The sequence below is a fragment of the Verrucosispora sp. TAA-831 genome, assembly GCF_050780145.1.
Classification (GTDB): Bacteria; Actinomycetota; Actinomycetes; order Mycobacteriales; family Micromonosporaceae; genus Micromonospora.
In genome coordinates, this window is record NZ_CP192240.1 from 665117 (window position 1) to 691611 (window position 26495).

Genomic DNA, 26495 nt, shown 5'->3' on the forward strand with positions numbered 1-26495 from the left:
TACGACATCGTGCAGAACTACCGCACGCTGGCAGCCGGCCTGGCGCGGACTGCGTCGATCAGCGGCGGCCTGTCCCCGCTGATCGGCAGCGGTACGCGGATGAACTTCCGGCAGTTCGGCGTGCTGCACTCCGACTACTACGAACTCGTGGTGAAGGGGACGTTGAGCAACCGGCGGCACGCCGGGAGCACCGGCCTGATCAAGCCGGTGGACGTCGCGGTCCTGACCGACCTGGTGAGCTCCACCCACGCCCGTGAGCAGGCGTACTCCACCGGGCCCGAACTCGCGGTGGCGGTGAAGTCGTTGGCCACCGAGATCGGTGGCCGGTTCGGTGTGGTCGGCAAGGTGAGCTGGCCACGGGTCAGATCCGGCGGTTTCGGCGCACCGGTGCTGACGTACCGCTGGGCCAATCGGGCGACCGGGGTGGAGGTGTTCGACTTCGACCTCGACTTCGACGCGCTCTGGCTGCACCACCGACGGCCGGCACGGTGGCGGCGTTCGGCGCTCGTGGCGTGGGCCAACAGCGGCTGGCGGATGCAGGTGAGCCCGCCGGAACGGCTGCTGACCGGGGGCGAGCCACCGCAGGGGACGGTGAGTCTGTGGACACCGTCGGACCTGTCCTGGCGTGTCGAGCCCGGCGTCACGCCGGTCACGATCGCGGCGGCGACGCACACCCCACCGGTCGAGATCGCCCCTGCGGACGCCCGAGAGGTGTTGGACACCGCCCGCCCGCAACTGCTGACCCGCGCCACCCACATCGACGCGATGGACGTGCAGCCGGGGGTGTTGACGACCCTCGCCGAACTGGCGATACGCGACGTCAGCAACGGTTCGCCGATCATGACCACCTCGGGAACCCCGGTCAACGAGGCGCTCAACGACGCGCTTGAGGAGTCGGTGCAGAAGGGGCACTTCAGCACACTCACCGCGCCGGGCGGATTCCAACTGGGCGGTCTGCTCGGGGACGGCAGCTACGCCGACTGGCACGCCGGGGTGGCGACGCGGGTCGTACCGGTCAACTGGCGGCTGGAGCAGTACATCGACGCGCTGTCCGTGGAGGACTACTACCGGGGCACCAGCGGCGCGTTCGTCTCACGAGGCAGGGGAACCAAGTGGACCGGCGGCGTGGTGACCGGACCCGGCTGGACTCCCGACCATCCCGCCGGACGCTTCGCCGGCCGTCTGTTCGGGAGCTACTACTACGACCGGGAGCGGATCCGGGCCATGCGCCAGGAGGTCACCGGCGCCCAGGAGCGCAACCGGTCGCACACCGGTCGCTACCTGGTGCTGAAGGCCGATCTGCAGTACCTCGCCCTGGCCACCGCGCGGTGGGGCAACCTGCTCACCGAACTGCCCGGCACCCGGGACCTGCTGGCGTTGCTGCCCAACCGGCGAGGTCCGCTGCTGCGGTCGTCGGCCTGGCAGGCGACGGTCCCCGACTCGCTCTACGTCTACATCGCCGAGTCGGACCTCCAGGATCTGGCTCTGCTGATCGATCCCCAGGATCCGGCGACGGCACGGCTGCTGGCGGGGCTGTTGCCGCCGCCACTCGGGCGGGAGCGGGCCTGGCGGGCGCCCGAGCCGATGCGGATCGGGCAGGGTATGACGGTCAACGTCCTTGAGGACAAGATCGACCTGGACGAGCTGAGGGCGTTGCTCCACGATCGGCTCGCCGAGCAGATCAGCGGAGCGCTGCCCGACGATCTCGCCGACGACGTACTCGGTGGTCTGCGGCACCTGCTGGCCGGGGTCCGCGCCGACGGGGTCAACGCCTTCCTCGACGACCTGCTCGAAGACGGGATCCCGTTGGCGCTGCGCCGACGGACCTATCTCGGGCGGCGGGTCGTCGAGGTGTCCGTGCGGCTGCGTCAGAAGGGCGAACCCGTCTTCCGGGACCTGCGACACGACGTCAGCATCGAGCACCATCACATCGCCCACATCCGGCAGGAGGAGAACGACACGGTCTCCCGCCGCCACCTGGGCATGGTGCAGGGACTGGCCGGCGACGGCACCTCGCACGGCCCGGTCTTCGCGCTGATGCCGGGGGCGGCGGTGGGCGGTGCTCGGGGCCGATCCACGTACCGTCACCAGGCGCGCCTGCTGCGCGTGCACACCACGGTGACGTCCACCGGGCCGACGGTGCGATTCGCGGTGAACCTCCTACCGGAGGCCGTTGTCGAGTACGGGGACGGCACCGTCGAGATCATCTCCGGTGTGCCGACACGGCCGCTGGTCCGGGTACCCGAGACGATGAGCACTCCGGCGCATCCGGGCGGCAGCGAGGTGCCGGACGTCTCGCCGGGGCCGACGACGATCCGCTTGTTGGCGTCCTGGGAGGTGGAGCCGGCCCGGCTGGTGCGGTGGAAGAACGACCCGCTCGCGGTCCGCCTGCCCGCGTTCTTCGGGCCCGGCCAGGTCCGGGGCACCGTGTCACTGCGGCTCGCGGCGCAGCGCCTGCTCGCCATGATGGTCAACGGCAGCACCGGTCTGCCGGGCAGCGACCTCACGGCGATGGACCGGATCGGCTCGTCCTACCAGGTGGCCGGATCGGACGCGAGCGCCACCCTGAAATCCCTCTTCACGCGAACCGTCCTGAGCAGCACCTTCTTCCAGATCAACGACGCGAGCGACCGGGACTCTGCCGGCCGCCTGCCGGACGTGGACGGCGAACAGGCCGGGTTGGCCCTGCCGACGGTGTCGGTGCTCTCGGTCCGGAGCGCGACGGAGGGTACGTGGCGGGACGTGGACGCGCGGCTTCTCGCCAACCTGCGCAACGTGCGCCTGCACTCGGTTTCCGGGTCCACCGGCGAGGTCGTCCGGATCGAGCGGCGCAAGGTGACGCTCACCCCCTCGGGCGTCGATCACCAGCACGCGGACAGCGGGATCCAGGACCTGCTCTTCCAGACCTCGTTCGACCATCGGAACCAGCGCGACGGCGAGATCAACGAAACGGACCTGTTCGCGCTCACCGGGGTGAACGAGACGTCCAACACCGAGGACGACGCCGTCGGTGACGAGGGTGAACCGGGCGGCTACCGCAGCATCCGCGACATCGGGCGCACCTACGAGTACCGGGCCGACGTCGTGTACCGGTTCGTCGCGACGCTCGACGGGCGAGCCGAAGGCGTCGAGGTGGTCGTCCCCGACGGCTTCTGGTTCCGGCTGCGCGAGCGGGAGGCGTTCACCACCCACCTGATCACGGTGCCCGTAGCCGCGAAGTTGACGCCGCCCATCGAGATGGTCGACACGGCCGCCACCACCTACCGCAGGGCCTCCCAGGAGGCAGAGGACGCCTGGCACCGGATGGTCGTCGCCGGGCAGGAGCTGACGCAGCGGATCGAGACCGAGCAGCAGGCATGGCAACGGCTTTCCGATGCGGTCGAGGCAGCCCGCACGAACGAAGAGTCTCCACTGCCCAGCGGTGTCGAGAGCGTGATCGAGCAATGGAAGAAGCATCGCGACAAGGGGTACCGGCCGCAGATCGAGAAGTTCCAGGAGGCCCGCCAGGAGTACGTCGAAGCCCTCCGAGAGGCATCCGCGGCCAACCGGTGGTTCCGCGAGGAGCAGGCCGCCAACATGTTCGACCATTTCACTGCCGAGCCGATTGCCGCGGGCGAGCTGCCGCCCGGGCAGGCGGCGGTGGAGGCGGCCGACGACGACGAGATGTTCCGGCGGGAGAGTCTCGGCACCGCCTTGACGTCGCTGTCCGAGCGGGTCGACCTCCCGGAGCTGCCAGGGCGGCTGGCGGACGACGCTGCCGGGCTGGGGCCGCTCGCCACGGCCTGGCTCACGGCGATCGATCGGGTACGCGTGGCGGCCGGCGAGGCGGATGACCGTCTCGATGAGTACCCGAGATTGCGTAAGAAGACCGACGAGTCCGCGAAGCAACTGCGGAACCTGCGGCTGTCGCTCAAGCACCAGGTCGAGCGCCTGGTGCCGGGCAACGTCTGGCCGGCCGAGTCGGGACCTCGATCGATCGACGACAGCGGCCTGCCGTCCGCGCCGACCGTCGTCGATCTGGACGCACCGGCCGGTGGAGAGTTCGCGGACGCGGGTGTCCGTTTCCCCGGCGGTCGGTACTGGCCGCCGGAGGCGGGTGGGCCGGAGTCGGCGGTGCCGGAGTCGTTGCCGGTCATCGCGGGTGCGTTCGTGGCCGCGCTGCACGGCGACCGCAGGGGTGTCCGGATCAACGGTCGGCACGTCTCGGTGGCCGGGTTCGCCGAGTTGGTGCGTCGGACGCCGGGATGGTCGGGGCAGCCGCTGGTGCTGGCGATCTGCGACTGCGCCACCGACACCTGGTCCACCCGGTTCGCCGACAGGTTGCGGCGGATTCTGCGGGTGGACGTGTACTCCAGCGACGGCTGGGTGGAGACCGACGACGAGCGGCTGCGGGCGTTCCGGGTGGGCTTCGCGCCGACCGACGGGCCGCCCTCCGGTGCAGCGGCCCCGGTCGTCGACGACGAGATCGTGGTGCGGCGTGACCTGGCGGTGTTCTGGCGGTACCCGGCCGACGGTGGTGATCCGGTGCGGGTCGGGTCGGACCTGGTCGCCGTTGGAGCGGGCGAGTCCTCCCCAGCGCTGTCGTGGTCGCTCGACCCGGACCCGGTGGGTGTGCTCGCCGTGGAGAGCCCGGAGACGCAGCGGGCCTCGCACGAGTTGGCCCGCACCCACTTCGAGGCGCTGACCCGCGCCTGGCAGAGCACGGCCGTCGCGGGGGCGGCCGATGCACCTGCCGGGTCGGTGTCGATCCCCGACCGGTCCGACCCGGGCGGCACCGATGCGGCCAGGTCCGCCGCCGAGGAGGCGCTCCAGGAAATTGCCGACCACCTCGCGGCTGCCGAGCAGATGCCGCCGCCCTCGGTCGAGCTGGTGCCGCACCCCGGCACGGCCGGCGGCCTCGACCCGGTCGCCTGGGCGGCGCGGGTGGTGGTGGACGAGCCGGACCGCATGCTGACGGAGTTGCGGCGGGCGGTCCTGGCGGCAGCACAACACTTCCTGGCGCACCGCCTTGCGGCGGGCATCGGTGACGAGCAGACCGGCTGGGACGCTGTCGGTCGGCAGGCTCTGGACGCGGCCCGCCGACACCCGTTGTCCACCGAGGACACCCGGTGGAACCTGGCCGTCGCACTCCGGCGGGATCTGTACCACCCCGAGTACGGCGACGCCGTCCGTCGACCGGTCCGGGAGCGACTGCACCGGGCCGCCCGCGACGCCGACCGGCGACTCCACCGTGCCCAGCGCATTCCCGGGTTCAGTCCGCAGGTACGCCAGCGGCTGGCGGCGGCACGAGACGAGGCGTGGCAGCGGTACACGTCCGCCGTGGAGACGTACCGCAGCTCCCTGACGCAGACCCGGGCCGACGCGCTCGAACTCGTCGCGTCGCAGCTCGGCTCGGCCCGGGACTGGCGCACGGACCTGCTCGGCGCCGACCTCGACGCACCGCCCGGCCAGTTACTGCTGCCCCGGCCCGGCGGTCTGTACGTCGGCCCTGACATGCAGCGGCTGGGTGAGCTACCGGACCGCCCGGCACATCCGTCGCGGCTGCGCCTGGTGGTGGACGCCCGGGACGCCGGGTCGCTCCGCAGGGCACGGCGGCAGGTGTGGGCGGCGGTGCAGGCACTGCCCGGTCACCTCGCGGACCGGGTGATGGTGGAACTGCTACCGCCCGCACCGCTGGACACCGCCAGGACGATCAAGCTGGCGAACCGGCTCGGCGGCTCCGGCCGGTCCCTGCTGCTCGGCCGGGACGCGGTGACCGGCGTACCGGCCCGGTCGGAGCGGGTCCGGCCGCTACGCGCCGGAGGTTGGGACAGCCTCGTCGCGACGGCCACCGAGTTCGAGTTCCGCCCGAGGGACGCCGCACCGCCGTCGACGCTGCGCCTCAGCCCGTCCCTGCACCTGCCCCGTCGGTCGGACGGGACCTACCGGCTCGCCGGTGAGCGCGACCGCTGGCTGATCCTGGACGAGGAGCTGTCGCTGGACGGCGCCGTGCCCGGCCCGGTCCCGTGGGCGGCGCTGGCGCAGGCCCGCCGCGTCGCGTGGGCACTGGCCGGGGGAGACGACCTCCACCCGGTGCCGCTGCGCACGCCGGACGAGGTGGCCGCACCGCCGCCGATGCCCACGTCGTCCGCGCCGGACGCCGTCGGCCCGGACCTGCTCGGCCCGGTCGACCCGGCACGCTACGCCTGGTCCGGCGCTGCCGGCGATCTCGGGTTCGCGCTGCCGGACCTGGTGTACGCGCTCGGTGACCTGGCCGGTGTCGCGCCGGATGCGCCGCCGGACACCGCCCGCGAGGCGTGGGCGCGGCTGGCCGAATCCGTCGGCATCGGCTCCGGCGACCCGCTGGCGCTGCTCGACGTCGGTTTCGTGGCCGCGCTCACGTACGGCATCGGCGGCCTGACCTCGGCCCGGCTGACCGCTGCCCGGCAGCTCGTCGCCCTCGACCGAGGGCTCTCCGCCGGTCCGGCGGACGCCTGGTATCGCAGCCCGGCTCAGCTCAACGCCCTGTTGCACGAGCTGTGGGGGCTCTCCGACCCGGACCCGGCCGCACCCCTGGCCCGGGACTGGCTGGTGGTCGCCGTCGAACTGGCTCCGGGCGCCGCCGATCTCGCCGAGCTGGGCCACCGCCGGCGGCAGCTCTACGCGACGGTCGACGCCTGGATCGACTCGGCCCGTCCCCTGTTCGGCGGTCGGGTGTGGTCGGTCGGCGATGCCGGCCCCGAGGACCCGTGGTCGGACGCGGTGGTGATCGCCTACCCGTCCCACGACGACGGTCGGCCACGACCCCTGGACCCGGCGATCGGTGTGCCTGCTGCGGCGGGCTGGCTGGCGGTCCTGCTCGACCGGGCACGCGCCGCCGATCCCGACCTGTTCGGCGGCCCGGTGGTGGTCCGGCCGGTCGGCATCGACGCCCGGTGGCTTCCGGAACTGCGTCGGCAGGCCGCCGCACTCGACCACCGGCTGTCGCAGGGCCTCCTGGTGCAGCCACCCCGCGCGCACACCGAGCCGATCCTGCGACTGCGGGGCGGACGGGGGGGCCGGGAGCTGGAGCTGCCGGTTCTCCTCAAACGCACCGACCCGGGCCGAGGGCGAGGCCGCCGGGACATCGCCCGCTCACCACACGGACTCCGGCTGGACGCCGACGGTGACGCCGGAGGCATCCTGGAGGTCGTCGAGCCGCCACTGCTCGTGCTCGACGACGAGGTGGTCGGCGCCGATCCCGCCCGGGTGCTGCCCGCCACGGCCGAGGCCATCCGGCGGGTCAACTGGCCGGGCCGGCTCGGTTCCGTCTTCGCCGACTACGCCGTCGAACCGGACATGCGGGAGACAGAGCTCAGCCCGCTGAACGGGCGGCCGTACGTGCAACACAACTACGGCTTCCCGGTCGAGGACATGCACGAGTTCCTCGGGGACCTGGTCGACTACCGCGACCAGGCCAGGAACGAGGCGTTCGCGAAGGCAGCCGCGCTGACCACGCAGGGCCTCGTCTTCGGTGAGCAGGTCGCCACCGCGTTCAACGGCGGCGTGAAGCCGGACCTGACCCGGCCGTCGCCCGCCACCACCCTGGCCGGTTACCTGGCGCAGGAGTACACCCGGGTGGGCGCGGTCGCGTCGGCGTACCACACCGAGGAACACCGGCCGAAGAACCTGCTGCTCTGGGCCACCCGGGAGACCTGGCGGGCCGCGCTCGCCGCGCTCCCGGCCGAGTTGCGGCGCTACCTGCACACCCACGCCGAGTGGGTGCAGGAGCAGTTCGTCGCGCGATACCGGATCCACCACGCCGACCAGTTGGCGAAGGCCGGACGCGGCGCAGACCTGCTGGACGTCGCGGTGCCGGGCAAGTCGTTCACCCTGCGCCAGGTGCTCGACAACGTGGTGCGCCCCAACCCCGACCGCGTGATCACCCCGGCCGAGGCGCTGAACATCCGGACCTACACCGACGAGATCGACTCCAACGAGGGCCACCTGCGCCATGTCGGGCTGCGCGTCGGCGAGGGGCGTAACTTCGGGCTGGCGCACTCGATGTTCTCCTCGATCCTCGAACGTGACGGCCGATGGCTGTGGCGGCGGGTACGCCGGGGATATCAGAAGGTCGCCTTCGCGCGTACGGCGTCGGCCGCTCCGCCCACCGTCGACCTGGCCGACCTGGTGGCGGACCTGCGACGCCAGGTGGCGTCCGGTGAACCGGCCCCGAGCGGCCCCACCGGGCCCGGCCCTGTCTGGCAGGGCGCGCTCTGGTTGCTGACCGGGTTGCTGGAACACCCGGACCGGCTCGACCTCTCGGCGGCCGGCGACGTGCTGGACCGGGTGCCGCCGCAGCGGCGCGTCGACCTGGCGACGGCAGTGCTGGAGAGCGTGCACCTGCGGCTCGACCCCGCACTGCGTCGCGGGATCCGGATCGTCGACCTGCTCGCGTTGGAACTGCCCGAGCGGTCGTGGCCCAAGATCCACCAGTGGTTCCCGAAGGCGGAACTGCGCGTCGTCGACGAGCCGGTCCAGTTCCCACCCACCTGGACGCAGGTCAGCGACCGGTTCGCTGGTGCCAACAGCGCGCCGGTCCGGGTGCCGGTGCGCGAGGTTGCCCGGCGCCTGGACGAGCTGGCCGGGGACCGACACCGGGTGGCCGGGTTCGCGCGCGGTCTGGGACTGACCGACGACCCGACCACCGGCGCCGACGCCCGGGAGGCGCTGCACGATCTGGCGTACCTGACCGCGGCGGTGTCCGGGTCCACGTTCGACCGGGCCGACCTGGAGCGCCTCGCCGAGCTGCTGACGGCGCTGCGCCCGGAGCGTCGCGTGGTGACCTGGGATGACCTCGAAGCGGCGGTCGGCCGGCTCTCCGCCGACCAGCCATGGACCGTGACCCTGTCGGTGCCGGACGTCCGCTGGTTGCTGAAGGTCCTAGCGGACGGCGACCGGCGGGCGGCGGACGCACTTCTCCGTACGGCGGTGGCGCTGGCCCGCTGGGTGTACGGCGCCGAGCCGCGCGAGGGCATCCTGGCCCGGTTGGGGCGGACCATCGAGGTCTTCACCGGGCGGACCTTCGTCGGGGAGACCGACCTGCGGCAGGCCGTCGCCGCCGTCACCGGCGGTGACCCGGCAAAGCTTCGCGGAACCGACGTCGCCCTGACGGCCACGCTCATCACCGACCTGGACAAGCGCGAACCGGTGACGGTCGACCTGCTGCGCGAGGTGCGGGCACTTTCCGCGCGGCTCTTCGACGACGAGGCCAAGGCGGCGGACCTCGTCGGTACGGCCCGGCTGGTCTCCGTGCTGCCGGACCGGCCGAGACTCGACGATCCGGCCGCCCTGATCCCACCGTTGCGACGGCTGGTCTTCGAGCATCTGCGGATCTCCGAGGTGCAGCCGCGACACCTGCGCTGGCTGGCCCGGACCCTGCATCACTTCCGCGACGAAGCGGTGGAGATGCTCCACATGCTGGCCCGGGACACCAGCGTCCTGTTCGGCCGGACGGCCACCGCCGACGACATGGTCGGACTGGGACGCCTGATCGGCCTCCTGGCCGGCCCCCGCCGATGGAACCTCAGGCTGGACGACGTCGTCGATCTGGTGCGTTACCTGGAGGCACCGGCCGGCCACGGGCCGCTCCGACTGGCCGACGTCGACCTTCAGGCGTTGACCCGGTTGGTCCCGCAGGCTGCCGACGACGGCGTCGTCGCCGTGCGCGACACCCTCCGGTCCGTCTGGTCCGTGTTCGGCTCGTCGGACGATCCGCAGCCGATGGAGGGGGACCTGGCCGGACTGGTGCACCTGGTCCAGGCACTGGAGATCGGTCGACCGCCGGTTGACCGGGATGAACTCGTCGTCGCCGTACGGCGGGAGATCTTCGCCGACGACCCGCTCTGGACGGGCAGCGTCGCCGAGATCAGGGCGGTGGCGCGGGCCATCCTCGCGCATGGCGGGACCGACGCGGACGCGCGGTGGCTCCGGCGCCAGGTGTGGGCGTTCGACCCGGCCGGCAACCCGGCGGCCTTGGAACTGGCGCAGAACTGGCGGCAGACACTGCGTGACTGGCTGACGGGTCTCGCCCCGTTGGACGCCGAACCGGGCTGGCTGGCGCAACAGACCGGTCTGCGACACGGGACCAGCCTGCGGAAGCGGTTCGGCCGGCTACTCAACGAGGGCCTGCCGGCGGACGGCGACGAGCAGGAGTCGTTGCTCATGATGGGCGTGTGGGCGCGGGCACTGTTCGGCGCGCGGACCACCGTCACCCATGTCGCGTCGGTGCGCCGGCTGTCGGCCGCGCTGTCGGAGGAGGACCGGTCTCCGGTCCGGTGGGGCAACCGCTTCGACCTTGCGGTGTGGGCGCTGCGCGCCGGCGACTCGGCAACGGTCACCCCCGACGAGCTGAGGCGGCTGCTGGCAGCCGTGGAGCACGCCAAGACCACGCGAGGCGACCGGCCGGTGCGGGCGGCGGATCTCCCGGCGGCCTGGGCGGCGGTGGGCAGCACGCCGGGCACGGCCGGGGACTCCGCGGCGACATCGCGCGGCAGCCGCAAGGACCGGGTCGGTGACCAGGTGTCCGGCGACGTGTGGGCGGTCGACGAGACGTCGCGCGCCTCGGACGACGGCGACCTGCCGGCCCCGTCCACGCCCGCGCGGCACGACGGCGTCGGTGCAGAGTTCGCCGATGCGGGCGTCGGCTTCCCCGGCGGGCGGTACTGGTCACCCGAGGCGAGCGGCCCGGAAGCGGCCGTGCCGCAGTCGCTGTCGGCCATCCCCGGCGCCTTCGTGGCCGCGGTGCACGGCGACGCCCGAGGCGTACGCGTCAACGGCCGGCACGTCTCGGTGGCCCGGTTCGCCGAGATCGTCCGGATGACGCCGGGGTGGCGGGGACAGCCGCTGGCGCTGGCGATCTGCGACTGCGCGACGGACTCCTGGTCGACCCGCCTCGCCGACACGCTCCGCCGCATCCTGGGCGTGGACGTGTACGCCAGCGACGGCTGGGTGCAGAGCGAGCCGGGGCGGCTGCGGGCGCTGCACGTCGGGTTCGACCCGACCGGCGAGTACACGCTGCGGCATGATCTGGCGGCGTTCTGGCGGTACCCGGCCGACGGCGGCGATCCGACGCGGATCGGCCCCGAGCTGACCGAGGTGCCGACCGCCGGGCAGCCGTCGGCACCGCCAACCTCGGTCGACCCGCACCCGGCGAGCGGGTTCCCGATGGCCGCTCCCGAGGTGCAGCGGGCCTCCCACGACCTGGCCCGGACCCACTTCGACACGCTGCTCCGCGCCGGGTTGGCGGCTGGCCCGCAGGTCAACGGCTATCCGACCGACATCACGGTCGCCGCCGCCGAGGACGTCCTGCGGGAACTGGCCGACCACCTCGCGACCACCGAGCAGATGCCGCCGCCCTCGGTCGAACTGCTGCCACCGGACACCGACGGCGTCCCCGGCGCGGTCTTCGACCGCCCCACCTGGACCGTGCGGGTGGTCCTGGACGAGCCGGACCGGATGCTCGTCGGGCTGCGGCGGGAGATGCTGGCCGCCGCGCAGCACTTCCTCGTGTACCGACTGGTCGCGGGCACCGGCGACGACCACTGGCAGCAGGTCACGCGGGGGGTGACCGACGATGCGGTGCTGGACGCGGCCCGCACCGACCCGCTGCCCGTCGACGACGTTCGGCACGGGCTGGCCACGGCGCTCCGGCAGGACCTGTACGACCCCGACCAGGGCGACGCGGTTCGTCGGCCGGCCCGGGAGCAGCTCCTCCACGACGGCCGCGACGCCGACCGGCGGCTCGCCGACGCGACGGAGACGCCCGGCTTCAGCCCCCGGACGCTGGCCTGGCTCGGTGCTGCCCGCGAGGAGATCTGGGAGCGCGCGACGACCGCCTCCGCCCTGCACCTCGCGTCACTGGCCCAGACGCAGGCGGACGAGCTGGAGCTGACCTCGTCGGCCTTCGGCTCGGCCCGGGACTGGCGGGTGGACCTGGCCGACGTGGACCTCACCGCACCGCCCGGACAGCGCCTGCTGGCCCGCCCCGACGGCCTCTACGTCGGCCCCGACCGCCAGGCCCTCGGTGACCTGCCGGAACGCCCGGCGCACCCGAGCCGCCTGCGGGTGGTGGTGGACGCCCGGGCGGCTGCCACCGCATCGGCGGTGCACGCGGCGCTGGACGTGCTGCCCGATCACTTCAGGGCACACGCGATGGTGGAGGTGCTGCCGGCGGCACCGCTGGCGACCGATCAGGCCGTGGAACTGGCCGACCAACTCGGCGGGAGCCGGTCGTTGCTGTTGGGCCGCGATGCGTTGGCCGAGGTGCCGGTGCGATCGGGGTGGATCCGTCCGCTGCGTGCCGGCGGGTGGGACAGCCTCGGTGCGACGGCCACCGAGTTCGAGTTCCGGCCGTCCCGCGCGGCGGCGTACTCGGAGTTGCGGCCCGGTCCGGGCCTGACCCTGTCGTCCAGCCGGAGTGGCGACCACCTGCTCACCGACCACAACGACTGGTGGCTGACGCTCGACGACGAGCTGACCCTGGAGACGGGACCGACGGACGAGCCCGCACCCTGGGCTGCGGTGGTGCTCGCCCGCCGGGTCAGCCGTGCCCTGACCGGGGGCGACAGTGTCCACCCGCACCCGCTGCGCGTGGCGAACGCAGTGGCCGGTCGACCGGCCTTCCCCGATCGACTCGCACCGACGGCGGACACCTCGGACCTGGTCGAGGCCCTGTTCGGAGCGGTCGACCCGGGCCGTTACCAGTGGCCCGGTGACGACGGTGGCATCGCCTTCGGTCTGCCCGACCTGGTACGCGCCATCGGTGACCAGGCGGGCACCACGTCGAGCGAGCCACCTGCGGTCCGCCTGGCCTGGTCGCACCTGGCCGAAGCGGTCGGTGTCGACCCGGACCGTCCCTCGGCGCTGCTCGACGCCGGGTTCGTCGCCGCGCTCGCGTACGGCATCGGTGGGTTGAGCTGGCCCCGGTTGGCCGCAGCGGGGCGGCTACTCGCGTTGGACGGGCCGACCGGCGGTGTGGAGCCGGCCCGCCTCACCGCCCTCGTGCACCGGCTGTGGGGCCTGCCCGCACCGGCACCGGACGAGCCGTTGGCGCTGGACTGGCTGGTGACGGCTCTGGAGCTGGTCCCCGGCGCGGCCGACGCAGACGAGGTGGCGCGGCGGGTGGCGCACATCTACCGCACCGTCGACGACTGGATCGGCTCGGCGCGATCCTTTTCCGAGGGACGGGTGTGGGCGCTCGGCGGTGTCGGTGCCGAGGAGCCGTCGCCGGACGGGGTGGTGGTCGGCTACCCGGCGGACGAGGACGGCAGGCCCCGGCCGCAGGAGCCGGCGGTGGGCGTGCCCGGTGGGGCGGCCTGGTTGACCGTGTTGCTCGACCGACTCCGGGCCGCCGACCCGGACGCGTTCGACGGGCCGGTGGTGTTCCGGCCGGTCGGCCTCGGCACCATCTGGTTCCCGGTGCTGCGGGCCGGGGCCCACGAACTCGACCACCGACTCCGCCTGGGTTTCGAGGTACAGCCGCCCCGGGCGGTGAGTGCCGTCGGCAGCAGCGAGAAGAACGACCCGGCGGCGTCGGCGACCGGTACGGCAGCGACACCGGCCCTCGCGCGGCACCGCGCACTGGTCGAGCTGACGCGTCTCGCGTCGGGCGCGAACGTGCTGGCCGCCGCAGCTCGCCGAGAGGCCGACCGGCTCCGGCGCAGGATGGCGGCGCAAGCGGAGGAGTCGCCGGACACCTCCGCCGTCATCTTCGTCGCCGACACGGGACCGGGCGGCACGACCTTCCGGCCGGTGCCGGTGGTGGTCGACGGGAGCGATCTGCACGGCCTCGATCCTGAGACCGGGCTGCCGGACCGGGACTACCGGTGGTCGGGCAACGGCCGGTGGGAGGCCCTCGGTCGGCTGCGTGGCGGGCGGGGCGGCAAGGAACTTGAGGTGGCCGAGCTCAGGTGGCCCGGTGACACGTCGCCTGGCAACGCCCGACGGATCGCGACGTCGAGGGACGGTTTCCGTCTCGACGCGGACGGACGGTGGGGCACGCTGCTGGAGATCGTCGAACCGGCGACACTCGTGCTGGACGACGAGGAGGTGGGTGCAGACCCGCACTCCGTGGCCCGGACGACTGCCGACGCGATTCGGCGAGCATCGCGGCGCGCCACGCTCGGCGAGGCATTCTCGGACTGGTCGGTCGACTCCTACTTCCGGCAACTGTCGATCGTTCCCGGCCGGCACTACGCCGTGGATGCGCAGCACAATTACGGTCTGCCGGTCGAGGACATGTTCCGCTTCCTGCAGGACCTCGTCGACTATCAACGACGGCACCATCCCGAAACGCCCGTCAGCATGCTGGCCCTGATCGACGAAGGTCTGGATTTCGGCGGGCTGATCGCCACGGAGTTCAACGGCGGCCTGCGCCCCGATCTGGACCTGCCCTCCCTGGCCACGACCCTCGCGGGTTACCTGGCCCACGAGTACACGCGGGTCGGTGCCGTCGCATCGAGGTTCTATCAGGTCACGAAAATGTCGAAGAACCTGCTGCTGTGGTCCACCCGGGAGACGTTCCATGCCGCGCTGATGGCGCTTCCACAGGAGTTGCGGCAGTACCTGGCGACGAACGCCGCACGGATCCAACGCCTGTTCGCCGACCACTATCGTCGGCACTACGGGGGCAAGCTGGACCTGAACGTGCCCCCGGGTGGGTTGCGGAACCTGCTGGACGACCGGATGCCGGGCGGAAGGTTCACGGTGCGGGATCTGCTGGACAACGTCCTTCGCCCGAATCCCGGCCGGATCATCGGAGTGGCCGAGGCGCTTGGCATCACCACGGAGTTCACCACGGTCGACACCAACGAAGGGCATCTGACCCACGTGGCGTTGCGGGTCGGGGAGGGCCGGGGCTTCGGCCATTACAGGCCATGGTTCCGCGCCGAGGTCGAGCAGGACGAGGAGTGGCTCCGACGGAGGGTGCGTAGAGGCTACCGGCGGATCGTCCTCGAACGCTCGGTGCAGAAGTTGTTCAGCGCGGTCGATCTCGTCGAGGTGGAGAGCGATCTCGTCCGTCAACTGGCGTCACTGGACCGTTCGGCCGAGGAGGCGGGCCGAGAGGCGACCGACCTGCGACGCATCTGGCAGGGCACGTTGCGGTTGGTGGAAGGCCTCCAGGACCAACCCGGCCGGCTCTCCCTGTCGGTGGTCGCGCCGTTGTTGGCGCAGGTCCCGGAGGAACGTCGACCGGTTCTGGCGATGGGCCTGCTGGAGAGCGTGAACCTGCGACTGGACCCGGCGCTACGACGGCGGATCACCATGGTGGACGTGCGCGGAGCAGACCTGGCCGGACCGGCCGCGTACAAGGTCCAGCGGTGGTTCCCGAATGCCTGGGTCCGGGTAGCGGACGACCAACTGTGGCCGCCACTGCGGCGGGCGCAGCCCAGTGACCGGTTCCGTGGGGCGAACACCGCACCGGAGCGGGTGCCGGTCCGGCAGGTTGCCGATCGGCTGGCGGACGTGGCCGGGGGCGCGCACCGGATCACGGAATTGGCCCGGAACCTGGGGGTGGAGGCCGATCCGCCCGGCGACGCGGATGCGGAACAGGTGCTGTACGACATCGCCTACTTCACCGCTCCCGTCTTCGGGCCTAGGTTCACCACGAACGACCTGGTGCGGATGAGCCGACTCCTGCTGGTGCTGGGCCGCGATCACCGTCCGTACACGTGGGACCAGGTCGAGGACTCGGTCGGTCGTCTGCTCGGTGTGCGTACGCCTCCGGTCACCTTGTCGTTTGGCGACCTGGCGGCACTGGAGGCGTTGATGAGCCCCACCGACTCGCCGAAACGGAATCGGGCAGCTCTCCGCAACCACGTGACCAGAGCCGAGATGATCTTCGGTGGCGAGTTCAAGGCGGGAGACATCTCGCGACTCAGCCGTGCCGTGCCGGTCCTGTTGGCGCAGGGACTTCTGGTCGGTGACCTGAATGCGGCCGAGGCCAGCCGAGCGAGGGTCGCCATCGACGTCGTCGCGACGTTCCGCAAACCCATGATGCCCACCGAGGTGAAGAGCCGATTCCTGCAAATGGAGCGGCTGAGTCAGGCCGTCTTCGGGACGTATCTCCGAGAGCCGGACCTGGTCGGTCTGGCGCGGTTGTTCACCGTCCTGCCGCAGGGGCTGCCGCTGGACCAGCCCTCCGCGTTGCAGCGGGCGGTCGTCGACCTGCTGCGGCGGCGTCTGCCGATGCTCGGCGAGATCCGGCCGGTACACCTCCGCTCGCTGAGTCGTCTTCTCATCCAGCCGCGGGGTGATGTCGCCGAGGAGATCGATTTCCTCGCCGATGACATCATCTTCGTCTTCGGGCACCGGGCGAATGCGGAGGACGTGTTCGGGGTGAGCCGCCTCACCCAGGTTCTCCGTCCCGTTGCCACCGCCCGCCAGCCCGTGCTGGTGGAGATGACCACACTGTGGGTACGGGCGAACGGTCTCGCCCTTACGGCGAATCACGTCGATCTGGAGGCACTCACGGACGTGGTAGGTGATGCCGACAGGCGCGATGCGGACGCCTATCCCGAACTGGTCGACCTCATCACCTTCGCCCGACAGGCACTGGGGAGGTCGGCGCGTGGCGGGGACCTCGCGACGCTGGTAGACCTCCGGGCAGCCTCGCCGACCCGGCGTCCCGTGTCTCCGACAGCCGCGGCGGGAACCGTCGCCTCCGTTCCCCGGTCCGGTTCCCCCGGGTCGGGGGATGCCGCAGCCCGCGCCAATCTGCTGGTCCGCTCCATCGGTGGTGGTGATACGGCCACGATCCGGATGCTCTCCGATCGGGTCCACGACGCGGGCCCGACGAGCGTCGAACGGGCAGCCGTCGCGTTGCTGGATCGGGTGGGTGCCATCCTCGACGGTCGGCCGGGCCTCCACGTCATGCCGGTCGACCTCGTCGTCGCTCTCGAACCGCACAAGCTGGACGCGAGCCGGTACCTCCGCACGCTGGGGTCACGCATGCCGGAGCACGACGAACAGTTGGCCGCGCTCAGTCGATCGCTCTTCGTCTGCCCGCCGGGGACGTCCCCGCGGCCATAACGGGGACTGTCGCGCGTCCCGTCCGGGATGCCACGGTGACGGGGAGACGATGAGGAGCCGTGGCGTGGTCACCCACCTTCCCCTGATCACCCGTCCGATGGCGGAGCTGTGCGCCGACGGACGTACGGTGTTCCTGCCCGGCGGGGCGATGGCGGTCGTAACCGACGAGATCCCCACGGCCGACGACCCGTTCCTCCAGTGGGCCGCTGCCGCTGCCAGGCTCTCCGGCCCGCTGGCCACACCGCTGTTCCCGCAGGAGGACTCGGAGCTGCTGCGTCGCATGCTGGCCCGGCAGTCGGCCGAAGACCTCGATCTGACTCCGGTGCACTGGCCGGAGTCAGCCGGGCCGGTGAACCTGCCGGCTCTGGCGAAGTGGGCCGACGACCTGCGACTACCGGCGCAGGTGCTGCGCACCCAGCTCCACGGCGACGGCACGACGGACGAGCCGGTGCCGTACGGCCCGCATCGCGTCGTCGACCTGGACGCCGAGGGCCGGATCACCGCCCCCGGCACCGGCGTCACGGTGCGGCTGGCGCCGATGTCACATCGCGAGCCGTCGCCCTGGGCGGACGTACCCGCCGAGGCGTTGGAGATGCTGTCGGGGAAGCCGTACCTGTCCGGGCGGATCGTCTTCTCCGCCGACGGTGTCGAGGTCGGCCTGCCGGCTGCCCTGACCAACCACCGGTACCGCGCGGCACTGCGTGCCCACGGCCTGCGGTTCGGCGGGTCCGGCGACGACGCCCTCGCGGCGACCGGCGCCGAGCGGGTGGACGAGCCGACCGGGTACGTCGACCTGGCCTACCGGATGGACCAGGCCGGTGCCGGCGCGCACGCCGTGGTCGTCGTGGACGGCCCGGACGGCGAGTCGATCCATCTGGCGGTCAACGATGAGGCCCGCAGCCTCTCGCTGCTCGGCCCGGACGGGTCGGTGCTGCTGCCCGCCACCGAATCCGGCCGGATCCGACTCGCCCGGTACCCCGGGGAGCCGATGAGCGTCGAGGAGCGACTGATCCAGATCGCTGCGGCTTCGACCGGTAGCTCGGCCGCGGTGTCCATCGGCCCCTCCTGGGCGGAGACCACCCGCAACGAGGTGACGCCCTACACCTGGCAGGCGGCCGACGGCACGGGCCGGGTACTGGAGATCATCGGCCCGGCGGCGGCGGTCTCCACGCCCCACCTGGGCGTACTGGCGGAGGCGGCCGAGTACCTCGACCAGCCGATCATCGTGCTGGCCACCGAACGGCCCGGTCGGAAGCCCTCCCCGGAGCAGGTGTCGCTGCTGAACCGGCGCCTCTTCGTGCACCTGGGTCAGTCGGTGCTGGCCGGCGGTCACGATCCGGTGCCGGTCGTCTACACCCGCGCCTCCGCGTCGCCGGAACTCACCCGGTTGCTGGACGAGTACGGCGCGCCGCTGGTGTACGAGGCGCCCGGGCTGTCCGCCTCCGGCGGCGGGATGCCGATGCTGAACCTGGGCAGTGCCTGGACCGTTCGGCGACCGGGTGGCAACCCGGCCGGGGACGGCCGGGCCGCGCCGCCCGTCGAGGACGCGCTCAGCGTGGACCTGATCGAGGCGGCCACCGGTCTGCGCCGGGCGCCCGCGTTCACGCCGCCGACCGTCCCGGTGGTGTCGTTCCTGTCCGCCTCGCTGACCGATCCGCAGGCCATCGTGTCCGGGCTGGACCGCGCCGGACCGGCCCTGCCCGACCAGCACTCCCAGTTGCGCGATGCGGTGAACCGGGTCCCGTCGCTCGCTGGCTACCACGCGGTGCTCAGCCTGACCAAGCCTCTGCTCCTCGACGGCCCGGCCCGGCCCGGCGGCGCGGCTGGCACCCGGGGTGCGGCCGGTGCCGGTGGCGCGGCCGGTGCCGCCGGCTCCGCAGCGCAGCTCGGCGCGATGGCACCGATGCTCGCCGACCTCGCCGGTGTGTCGTTCGACGACCGGGCCAGCCACGCGATCCTGGGCGCGATCGGCGACCTGATCGAGGGCAACCGGTCGGCCGAGGAGGTGACGACCGCCATCTGGGAGTTCAAGGACGACCTGCCGAGCACGGGTGGGGTCCGGCCGAACTGGATCCGCAAGATCAACGCGCTCGTGCCGTTGGTGTCCGAGGGGCACCGGGAACCCCTCGCGCAGATCCAGACAGCGATCATGACCTGTCCCGACCCGGACAGATGAGCCCGTCCCGGCGACTGAACGGGAGGTCACCCCGGCCCGTCGTGGAGGACATGAACGAGCGGAGCGTGGCCGGATGAGCCGGGTGGCCTTCCACCGTCCGGCCCGCCACATCCTGCCGGCGCTGCCGACGGACCGGATCGTGCTGCCCGTGCCTCCCGAGGTGCCGGACGCCTCGACCGGTTCGCACGCCTGGAACCTGGTCCTGCCGCTGATCAGCAGTGTCGGTATGGCCGCGTACATGGTCAGCTTCGGGCAGCCGGCGACCATCATCCTCGGCTCGGTCTTCTTCTTCTCCTCGATCGCCGCCGTCGTCTTCCTCTTCCTCGGGCAGCGGCGTACCCGAGGGGTCACGGCCCGCAAACAGCGCCGCCGGTACCGCAGCCACCTGCGGCTCGTGCGGGACCAGGCGCGACAGAGCGCCAACGCGCAACGCGCCGCCTCCGCGCTGGCCAACCCCGAGCCGGCCCGACTCTGGTCGATCGGCGTCGGCGGCCACCGCGTCTGGGAACGCCGTCGCGACGACGCCGACTTCCTCCAGGTCCGGCTCGGCCGGGGTACGGTCCGACTGACCACCCCGATCGAGCTCGACGCCAAGATCGACCCGCTCACCGACTACGACTGGGAGTCGCAGGAGGCCGCCGAACGACTGGTGGAACGACTCGGCGTGGTACCCGAGCAGCCGATGGTGGTCGACATCGGCCGGGCCGGGGTGATCAGCCTGCTCGGCCCGCCGCCGGCCACCGCCGAGGTCGCCCGCGCTCTGCTCTGCCAGGTCAGCGTCTTCCACGCGCCGGACGACGTGCTCGTCGCGGTGGAGGCCGGCGGGGACGACCAGTGGCAGTGGGCGAAGTGGCTGCCGCACACCATCGACCCGGAACTGCGCGGCGAGGCGGGGGAGCTGTCGCTGGTCGGGGAGAGCCCGGCCGCGCTCACCGACTACCTGGAGGCCGAACTCCGGCGGCGACTCGACCAGCAGGGCAACCGGCGCCCGACCACCGGCGGACCGACCCTGCCCCGGCTGATCCTGGTGTTCACCAGCTTCGACCCGTTCTCCGAGTGGGGGCGTGGCGAGCTGATGGCCGCCCTGCTGGCCGGGGCCGGTCCGCATCTCGGCATCACGCTCGTCTTCCTGGTCCAGCGCGAGTCCGACGAACCGAGCCGGGTCAACCTGCGGCTGCGCTGTGGAGCGGACGGCCAGCTCACCACGGAGGGCAGGGCGGAGCTGGTCGTCACGCCCGCCACCGACTGCCACGTCGACCGGGTGAGTCTGGGCATGGCCGAGCTGGTCGCCCGGACCCTGGCACCGCTACGGCTCAGCGACGAACGGGAGCAGGTCCTCGCCCGCACCGTCTCGCTCACCGAGATGGTGCTCGGCGGCGACCCGATGAACTCCGAGATCACCAGCCGCTGGATCGGTGCCGGCGACCCACGGCTGCTGCGCGCGCCGATCGGCACCGACGGGGACGGCCACCCGTTGGTGCTGGACATCAAGGAGTCGGCGCAGGGCGGCTCGGGCCCGCACGGCCTGATCGTCGGTGCCACCGGCTCCGGCAAGAGCGAGTTGCTGCGTACGCTCGTCACCGGCCTGGCCCTGACCCACCCGCCGGAGCTGCTCAGCTTCGTGCTGATCGACTTCAAGGGCGGTGCCGCGTTCGCCCCGTTGACCGGGCTGCCGCACGTCGCCGGTCTGATCACCAACCTGGCCGACGACGCCGCGATGATCGACCGGGTGCTCGCCGCGCTGATGGGTGAGCAGCAACGCCGGCAACGCATGCTGCGCGACGCCGGCAACATCGACTCGGTACGCGAGTACCAGAGCCGCCGCGCGGAGGGTGCCGTCGGCACCGACGGCCGTCCGCTCGACCCGCTGCCGTACCTGCTGATCGTGGTGGACGAGTTCGGTGAACTGCTCTCCGGTCGGCCGGACTTCGCCGAGCTGTTCGTGCAGATCGGCCGGGTCGGTCGAAGCCTCGGCATGCACCTGCTGATGGCCACCCAGCGGCTGGAGGAGGGGCGACTGCGCGGGCTGGACTCCCACCTGTCCTACCGCATCTGCCTGCGTACGTTCAGCGCCAGCGAGAGCCGTACGGTGATCGGCACCACCGACGCGTACAACCTGCCACCGATTCCCGGCTCCGCGTACCTCAAGGTGGACGAGTCGATCTACCAGCGGTTCCGGGTCGCGCACGTCTCCGCTGGCTACGTCTCGGCCGAGGAACGGGAACGGGCCAGCGGTGCGAAGCCCCGCAACACCGTCGCGCAGTTCCCGCTGCGGGGAATGACCCGGATGACCGAGGAAGAGCTGGACGAGCCGCCACCGGCAGCGGAGCGGGGTGGCCAGACCGAGCTGGGCATCGTGGTGAACCGGCTCACCTCGGTCATCAGCCCGGTGCACCAGGTCTGGCTGCCGCCGTTGCCGAAGGCGCTCGCCCTGGACCACCTGCTCGGCCCGGTCGCCCACCACCCCGGCCGGGGCTACAGCGCGAAGCACTGGCCGATGACCGGTTCGTTGGCCGTCCCCATCGGCCTGCTCGACCTGCCGCTGAAGCAGGAGCAGGAAACGCTGATGATGGACTTCGGCGGGGCACACGGCAACATCGCGATCGTCGGCGCACCCCAGACCGGGCGCAGCACGCTGCTGCGGACCCTGATGCTCGCCGGGATGCTCACCCACAGCCCCGACGAGATGCAGTTCTACTGCGTGGACTTCGGCGGCGGCACGCTGCACACGATGGCCGAGGCGCCGCACGTCGGCTCGGTGGCCGGTCGCAGCGACCGTGACCTGGTGAGTCGGATGATCGTCGAGGTACGGTCGCTGATCAGCGAACGGGAGCAACTGCTCCGCGCCCTCGGCCTGGACTCCATCGCCGACCTGCGCGACCTTCGCCGCGCCGGCAAACTGCCCGAGGGGGTACGCGCCGCCGACGTCTTCCTCTTCGTCGACAACTGGGGCGCGTTGCGGACCGAGTTCGACTGGGCCGACCCGGTGATCAACGAGATTGCCGCCCGGGGACTCGGCGTGGGCGTACACCTGATCATCACGACCGGCCGGTGGAACGACATCCGCCCCGCCCTGCGGGACAGCATCGGCACCCGGATCGAGCTGCGTCTCAACGATCCCGCCGAGTCCGAGGTGAACCGCCGCCTCGCCGCCCGGGTGCCGGCGAAGGTGCCCGGTCGGGGTCTGAGCCAGCCCGGCGTCTACTTCCAGCTCGTCCTGCCCCGGATGGACGGCCAGGACAGCGTCGACGGTCTACGCGCGGCCCAGCAGGACGTCCTCGGCAAGATCGCCGCCGGCTGGTCCGGCCCCCCGGCCCCGCCGGTACGCCTGCTCCCGGCACGGATCGACGCCGCCGACGTGCCTGCGCCGCCGGACGCCGCGCCGACCGCCGTACCCATCGGGATCGGCGAGTCCGACCTGAAGCCGGTGACCATCGACCTGATCCGCGACGACCCGCACTTCCTCGTCTTCGGCGATGCCGGTTCCGGCAAGTCGTCGGCCCTGCGTACCTGGCTGGCGGCGCTCTGCGCACGACAGTCCGCCTGGGACGCGCGGGTGGTGCTGCTCGACACGCGTCTCTCGCTGCTCGACGCCGTGCCGCAGGACCATCTGGCCGCCTACGCCGGTGACCCGGACACCGCCAGCGCCTACGTCCAGCAGGTGGTCGCGAAGCTCACCGAGCGGCTGCCACCGGCCGGGATCAGCCCGCAGCGGCTACGCCAGCGGGACTGGTGGGAGGGCCCGGACATCTACGTGGTGGCCGACGACTACGACCTGCTGCCCACCGGCTCCGCAGCCCCGCTCGCCCCGCTGTCCCGCTTCCTGCCGCAGGCCCGCGACATCGGCCTGCACCTGGTGTTGGCCCGCCGGGTCAGCGGCATGGCGCGGGCCATGGCCGATCCGTTGCTCAACCGGGTCAAGGAGATGGGTTGCAGTGGCCTGATCCTCTCCGGCGACAGCCGCGAGGGCGTCGTGCTGGGCAGCGAGCGCGCCGCCGCCCGCCCGCCCGGTCGGGGCACGCTCGTCGAGCGGGCCCAACCGGGCCGCCTGATCCAGGTCGCGCTCCCGCCGCCCGTTGCCGAGACCCCCGAACAGGACGAAACCGACACCGCCCCGGCGTGACCGCCCCGACGCACCCAGCCCGTGTTGCTCAACCGGCGGTGGCCGGACGCGTCGTCCCGGCGTGGACGGTCGGCGTGGCGTGGACGCGTGAATTGCCGGGTGTCGGCAGCGGCTCGTCGTCGGCCGACGACGAGCCGAGGGCGGATGGTCCCTCTCGCCGCCCTGTCGAGCTGATAGCGGCAACGAGTCACCCTGCCCGACGGCGTAGACGGTTCAGCTCGACAGGGCGACACCTGAAAGTGGACGTGGCGCGGTCGTCAGTGGACGTGGCGCGGCCGTGAGCAGACGTGGCGCGGTCGTCGCCGGATCTCGGCGTGAGACCGCGCAACTCGCCGGAGGTGTTGCGTGGGGTGAACCGGAAGTGTTGCGTGGAGTGAAGCAGGGCACAGGCGAGCCTCCGATCCCAGCCTCGGGCGCGAGAGCCGGGGAGGGGGAGGTCTGGCGTCCCCATTCCGGGACGTCGGCATAGCCCCCGGATGAGCGTGCGGTGCCACGCCTTGCCGGAGTGGGTGCCGGATGAGGGACTACCGGCTGCTCCGTGCGGCCTGCGAGGCTGGGGCCATCGTCGCCGACGGCCGTGCGCGGTCGTGCGGAGGCGGAACGGCGAGGAAGGGGTTGCTGTGGTCAGCGGGCAGGCGGATTTCAGCGAGATGTTGGCTCGGACCCAGGCGCTTGAGCACGAGGTCGCCGAGCTGGCGCAGTCGATGAGCAACTCCGAGGTGGTCGGGTCGGCGGTCGGCGGGGGCGTGACGGTCACGTTGGCCGACAACGAGTTCCAGGCGGTGCACATCGACCCGCGCGTGATGGAGACCTGCGACGCCGACGAACTCGGCGACCTGGTGCTGGCGGCGCTGCGGGACGGGACCGAGCAGTTGCGGGTGAAGGCTGCCGAACGGATGGCGCTGCTGACCGAGTCGATCAACAGGCTGGCCGGGTAGCAACCGATCGTGGACCCCACCGAGGCGACGCAGACGCCGGCCCGGCGGACGGTGCGGTGGCGATCGGACTTCGTCACCGCGTTCGTCGAGCACGCCGGGTCGAAGCCGGCCAGTGACCGGCTGTCGGTCAGTGTGCCGACGCTGATCACGGTGACTGCGGTGTGCGTGCTGATCTCCCTGGTGGTGGGGATCTTCTGGCAGCTCATCAGCCCGCGCTCCAAGGCCGGGGCAGCCGACCCGGGCTACACGGCGACTGCGGGCTGGGGCTGCGACACCAGCGACCGGCACGGGTTCGACGTGCAGGGTCGCACCGACCAGTGGCGTACGGTGGCGGACGGCGGATGGTCCGAGGGCGGCTGCCGGGGCACCTTCCAGACCCTGCCGATCAGCACCGGCACCGACCAGTTCGTCCAGTGGTGGTTCGTCCCGTCCAACGGCGGGCAGTGCCGCGTCGAGGTGTACGTGCCGCGTGACCTGTCCAGTGCCGGCACCTGGGTGACCAGCGTCCGCTACGAGGTGCTGGCCGGGCGCGGCGGTGCCGGGTACGCCGAGTTCGAGGTGAACCAGGCGCAGAACACCGGACGCTGGGTGGACGTCGGCGCGTTCCCGCTGCGCGGCAGCGAGTTGGCGGTACGCGTGACGGCGCAGGCGGCGGGAGAGGCCGACGCCCGGCTCGCGGTCTCCGCAGTCCGGGCCACCTGCGGCCGGTGACGGTCGCCTTCGGGCAGCGAGTCGGAAGAGGGAGGGGAACAGTGCGAGGGCTGCGTCGGATCGTCGTGGTGTGCCTGACCGCCCTGGCCGTGCTCGGACCGGTCGGGCCGGTCCACGCCGCCCCGGCCGATCCTCCGCCCGCCCCGGCCGGGTCCAAGTACTACATCGTCGGTGAGCCGGTCGCCGGCCAGCGCGAGTCGCTGTACGAGATCGCCGCCCGCACCCTCGGCACCGGCCGACGGCACCTGGAGATCTTCGAGCTGACCAAGGGCCGTCCGCAGCCGGACGGTGGGAACCTCACCGACCCGATGGTCCTGAAACCCGGGTGGATCCTGACGCTGCCCGCCGACGCCAGCGGCCCCGGCGTCTACGACGAGTACCCGGTGGCGACCCAGGCGGCGCCCCCGGCGGCCCGGGACTCGGCGACTCCGGGACGGCAGGGCGCCCCCATCTTCGAGGCCATCGGCGTGTTCGCGGCCGTCATGCTGTTCGCGGTGGCGGTGGCGGTACTCCGTGGTGGACGGGGCACAAGGGGAGTCACCGCGCAGGCGGTGTCCGCTGGGCCGCCGCCGTTGTCGGACCCGCCGCCGCTGTCCGACCCACCCGCGTCGTCGGATGCGCCACCGGCACCCGGTCGCCCGGGCCGGTCCGGCCCGCCGCCGACCGACGCCGAGCGCGAGCTGGTGCTGGCCGGTGCCCACTCCTCCGCGCCGCCGGTCGTGGACCCGTACCCGGCGACCGCCACGTCACGGGCACCGCACCTGCCGCCGACAGCGCCTGAGCGACCGGTGGCGCCGGAACGGCCGACGGCCCCCGAGCGTCCGGCCCGTCCCTCGCTGGGCGGTCGCCTGCGGCCGATGGGACCGCCCTCTCCCGAACTGCCGCGCCGGACGCCGACGCCGGCCCCGGTGCCGCTGTCGGAGCCGTCCGCCGGACCGGAGCGGCCGGAGGTCGGCGACGCCACCGAGCTCAGCGCCGACCTGCGGGTCGAGGGGCTCAACCTGAGCGTGTCCCTGAACGGGGCCCGGGACGCGGCGGCAGCGCCGTTCGGCTGGTACGGCCCGGGTGAGGCACCACCGGCCGCCACCCTGCCGCTGCTGCTCGGTGACCGCGACGGCTGGCGGCTCTACGTCGACCTGGTCCGCTGCCCGGACGTGCTCACCGTCGCCGGCAACATGCCCGACGGGCAGCGGTACGCACGTCGGCTGATCCGGCAGGCCCTGGCCGACGGCAACGAGGTGACCGTGGTCGGGGACGTGCTCGGCGACTCCCTCCCGAACGGCTGCAACCGGGCGGCGCAACTGTCCGACGTGGAGCCCTCGCCGACCCCGGGCATCGTGGTCTGCGCCCGGCTCGGCGGCGGCGACGCACGGGTGGCCCGCGAGTTGCGGACAGCCGGAGTCCAGGTGCCGGTGGTGCTCGGTGAGGTGACGCCGTCCCGCTGGTCGATCTCGGTGCGGCCGACGAGGGAGCCCGATGCCGAGCTGTCCTGAGTGGA

Annotated in this window: 6 protein-coding genes (1 of these 6 cut by a window edge); all 6 read left to right on the forward strand. The window is 72.5% G+C overall.

The window, feature by feature from the left end; translation table 11 throughout:
- On the forward strand, nt 1-17049 hold the 3' portion of the coding sequence (locus ACQVFL_RS03280; protein WP_431728661.1) for a hypothetical protein. It extends 31422 nt beyond the left edge of the window; the window shows 17049 of its 48471 coding nt (coding positions 31423-48471); the start codon falls outside the window, past its left edge; it ends in the stop codon at nt 17047-17049.
- A gap of 64 nt (nt 17050-17113) precedes the next feature.
- Complete coding sequence (locus tag ACQVFL_RS03285) at nt 17114-19225, forward strand: hypothetical protein (RefSeq protein ID WP_431728662.1); 2112 nt, start codon at nt 17114-17116, stop codon at nt 19223-19225.
- Between the two features lie 73 nt (nt 19226-19298).
- Entirely contained in the window at nt 19299-23348 is a 4050-nt protein-coding gene (gene eccCb / locus ACQVFL_RS03290) for a type VII secretion protein EccCb (protein ID WP_431728663.1), read from the forward strand.
- Nucleotides 23349-23968: 620 nt separating this feature from the next.
- Nucleotides 23969-24286, forward strand: a complete 318-nt coding sequence (locus ACQVFL_RS03295) for a YbaB/EbfC family nucleoid-associated protein (RefSeq protein WP_431728664.1) — start codon at nt 23969-23971, stop codon at nt 24284-24286.
- Nucleotides 24287-24295: 9 nt separating this feature from the next.
- A complete protein-coding gene (locus ACQVFL_RS03300) occupies nt 24296-24997 on the forward strand; it encodes a hypothetical protein (protein WP_396692271.1) in 702 nt (233 codons plus the stop codon).
- Between the two features lie 41 nt (nt 24998-25038).
- A complete protein-coding gene (locus tag ACQVFL_RS03305; protein ID WP_431728665.1) occupies nt 25039-26490 on the forward strand; it encodes a hypothetical protein in 1452 nt (483 codons plus the stop codon).
- The last annotated feature ends 5 nt before the right edge of the window (nt 26491-26495 follow it).

Bases quoted from the DNA above. Each gene is read 5' to 3' on its own strand.
- eccCb (WP_431728663.1), top strand. From the start codon at position 19,299: ATGAGCCGGGTGGCCTTCCACCGTCCGGCCCGCCACATCCTGCCGGCG.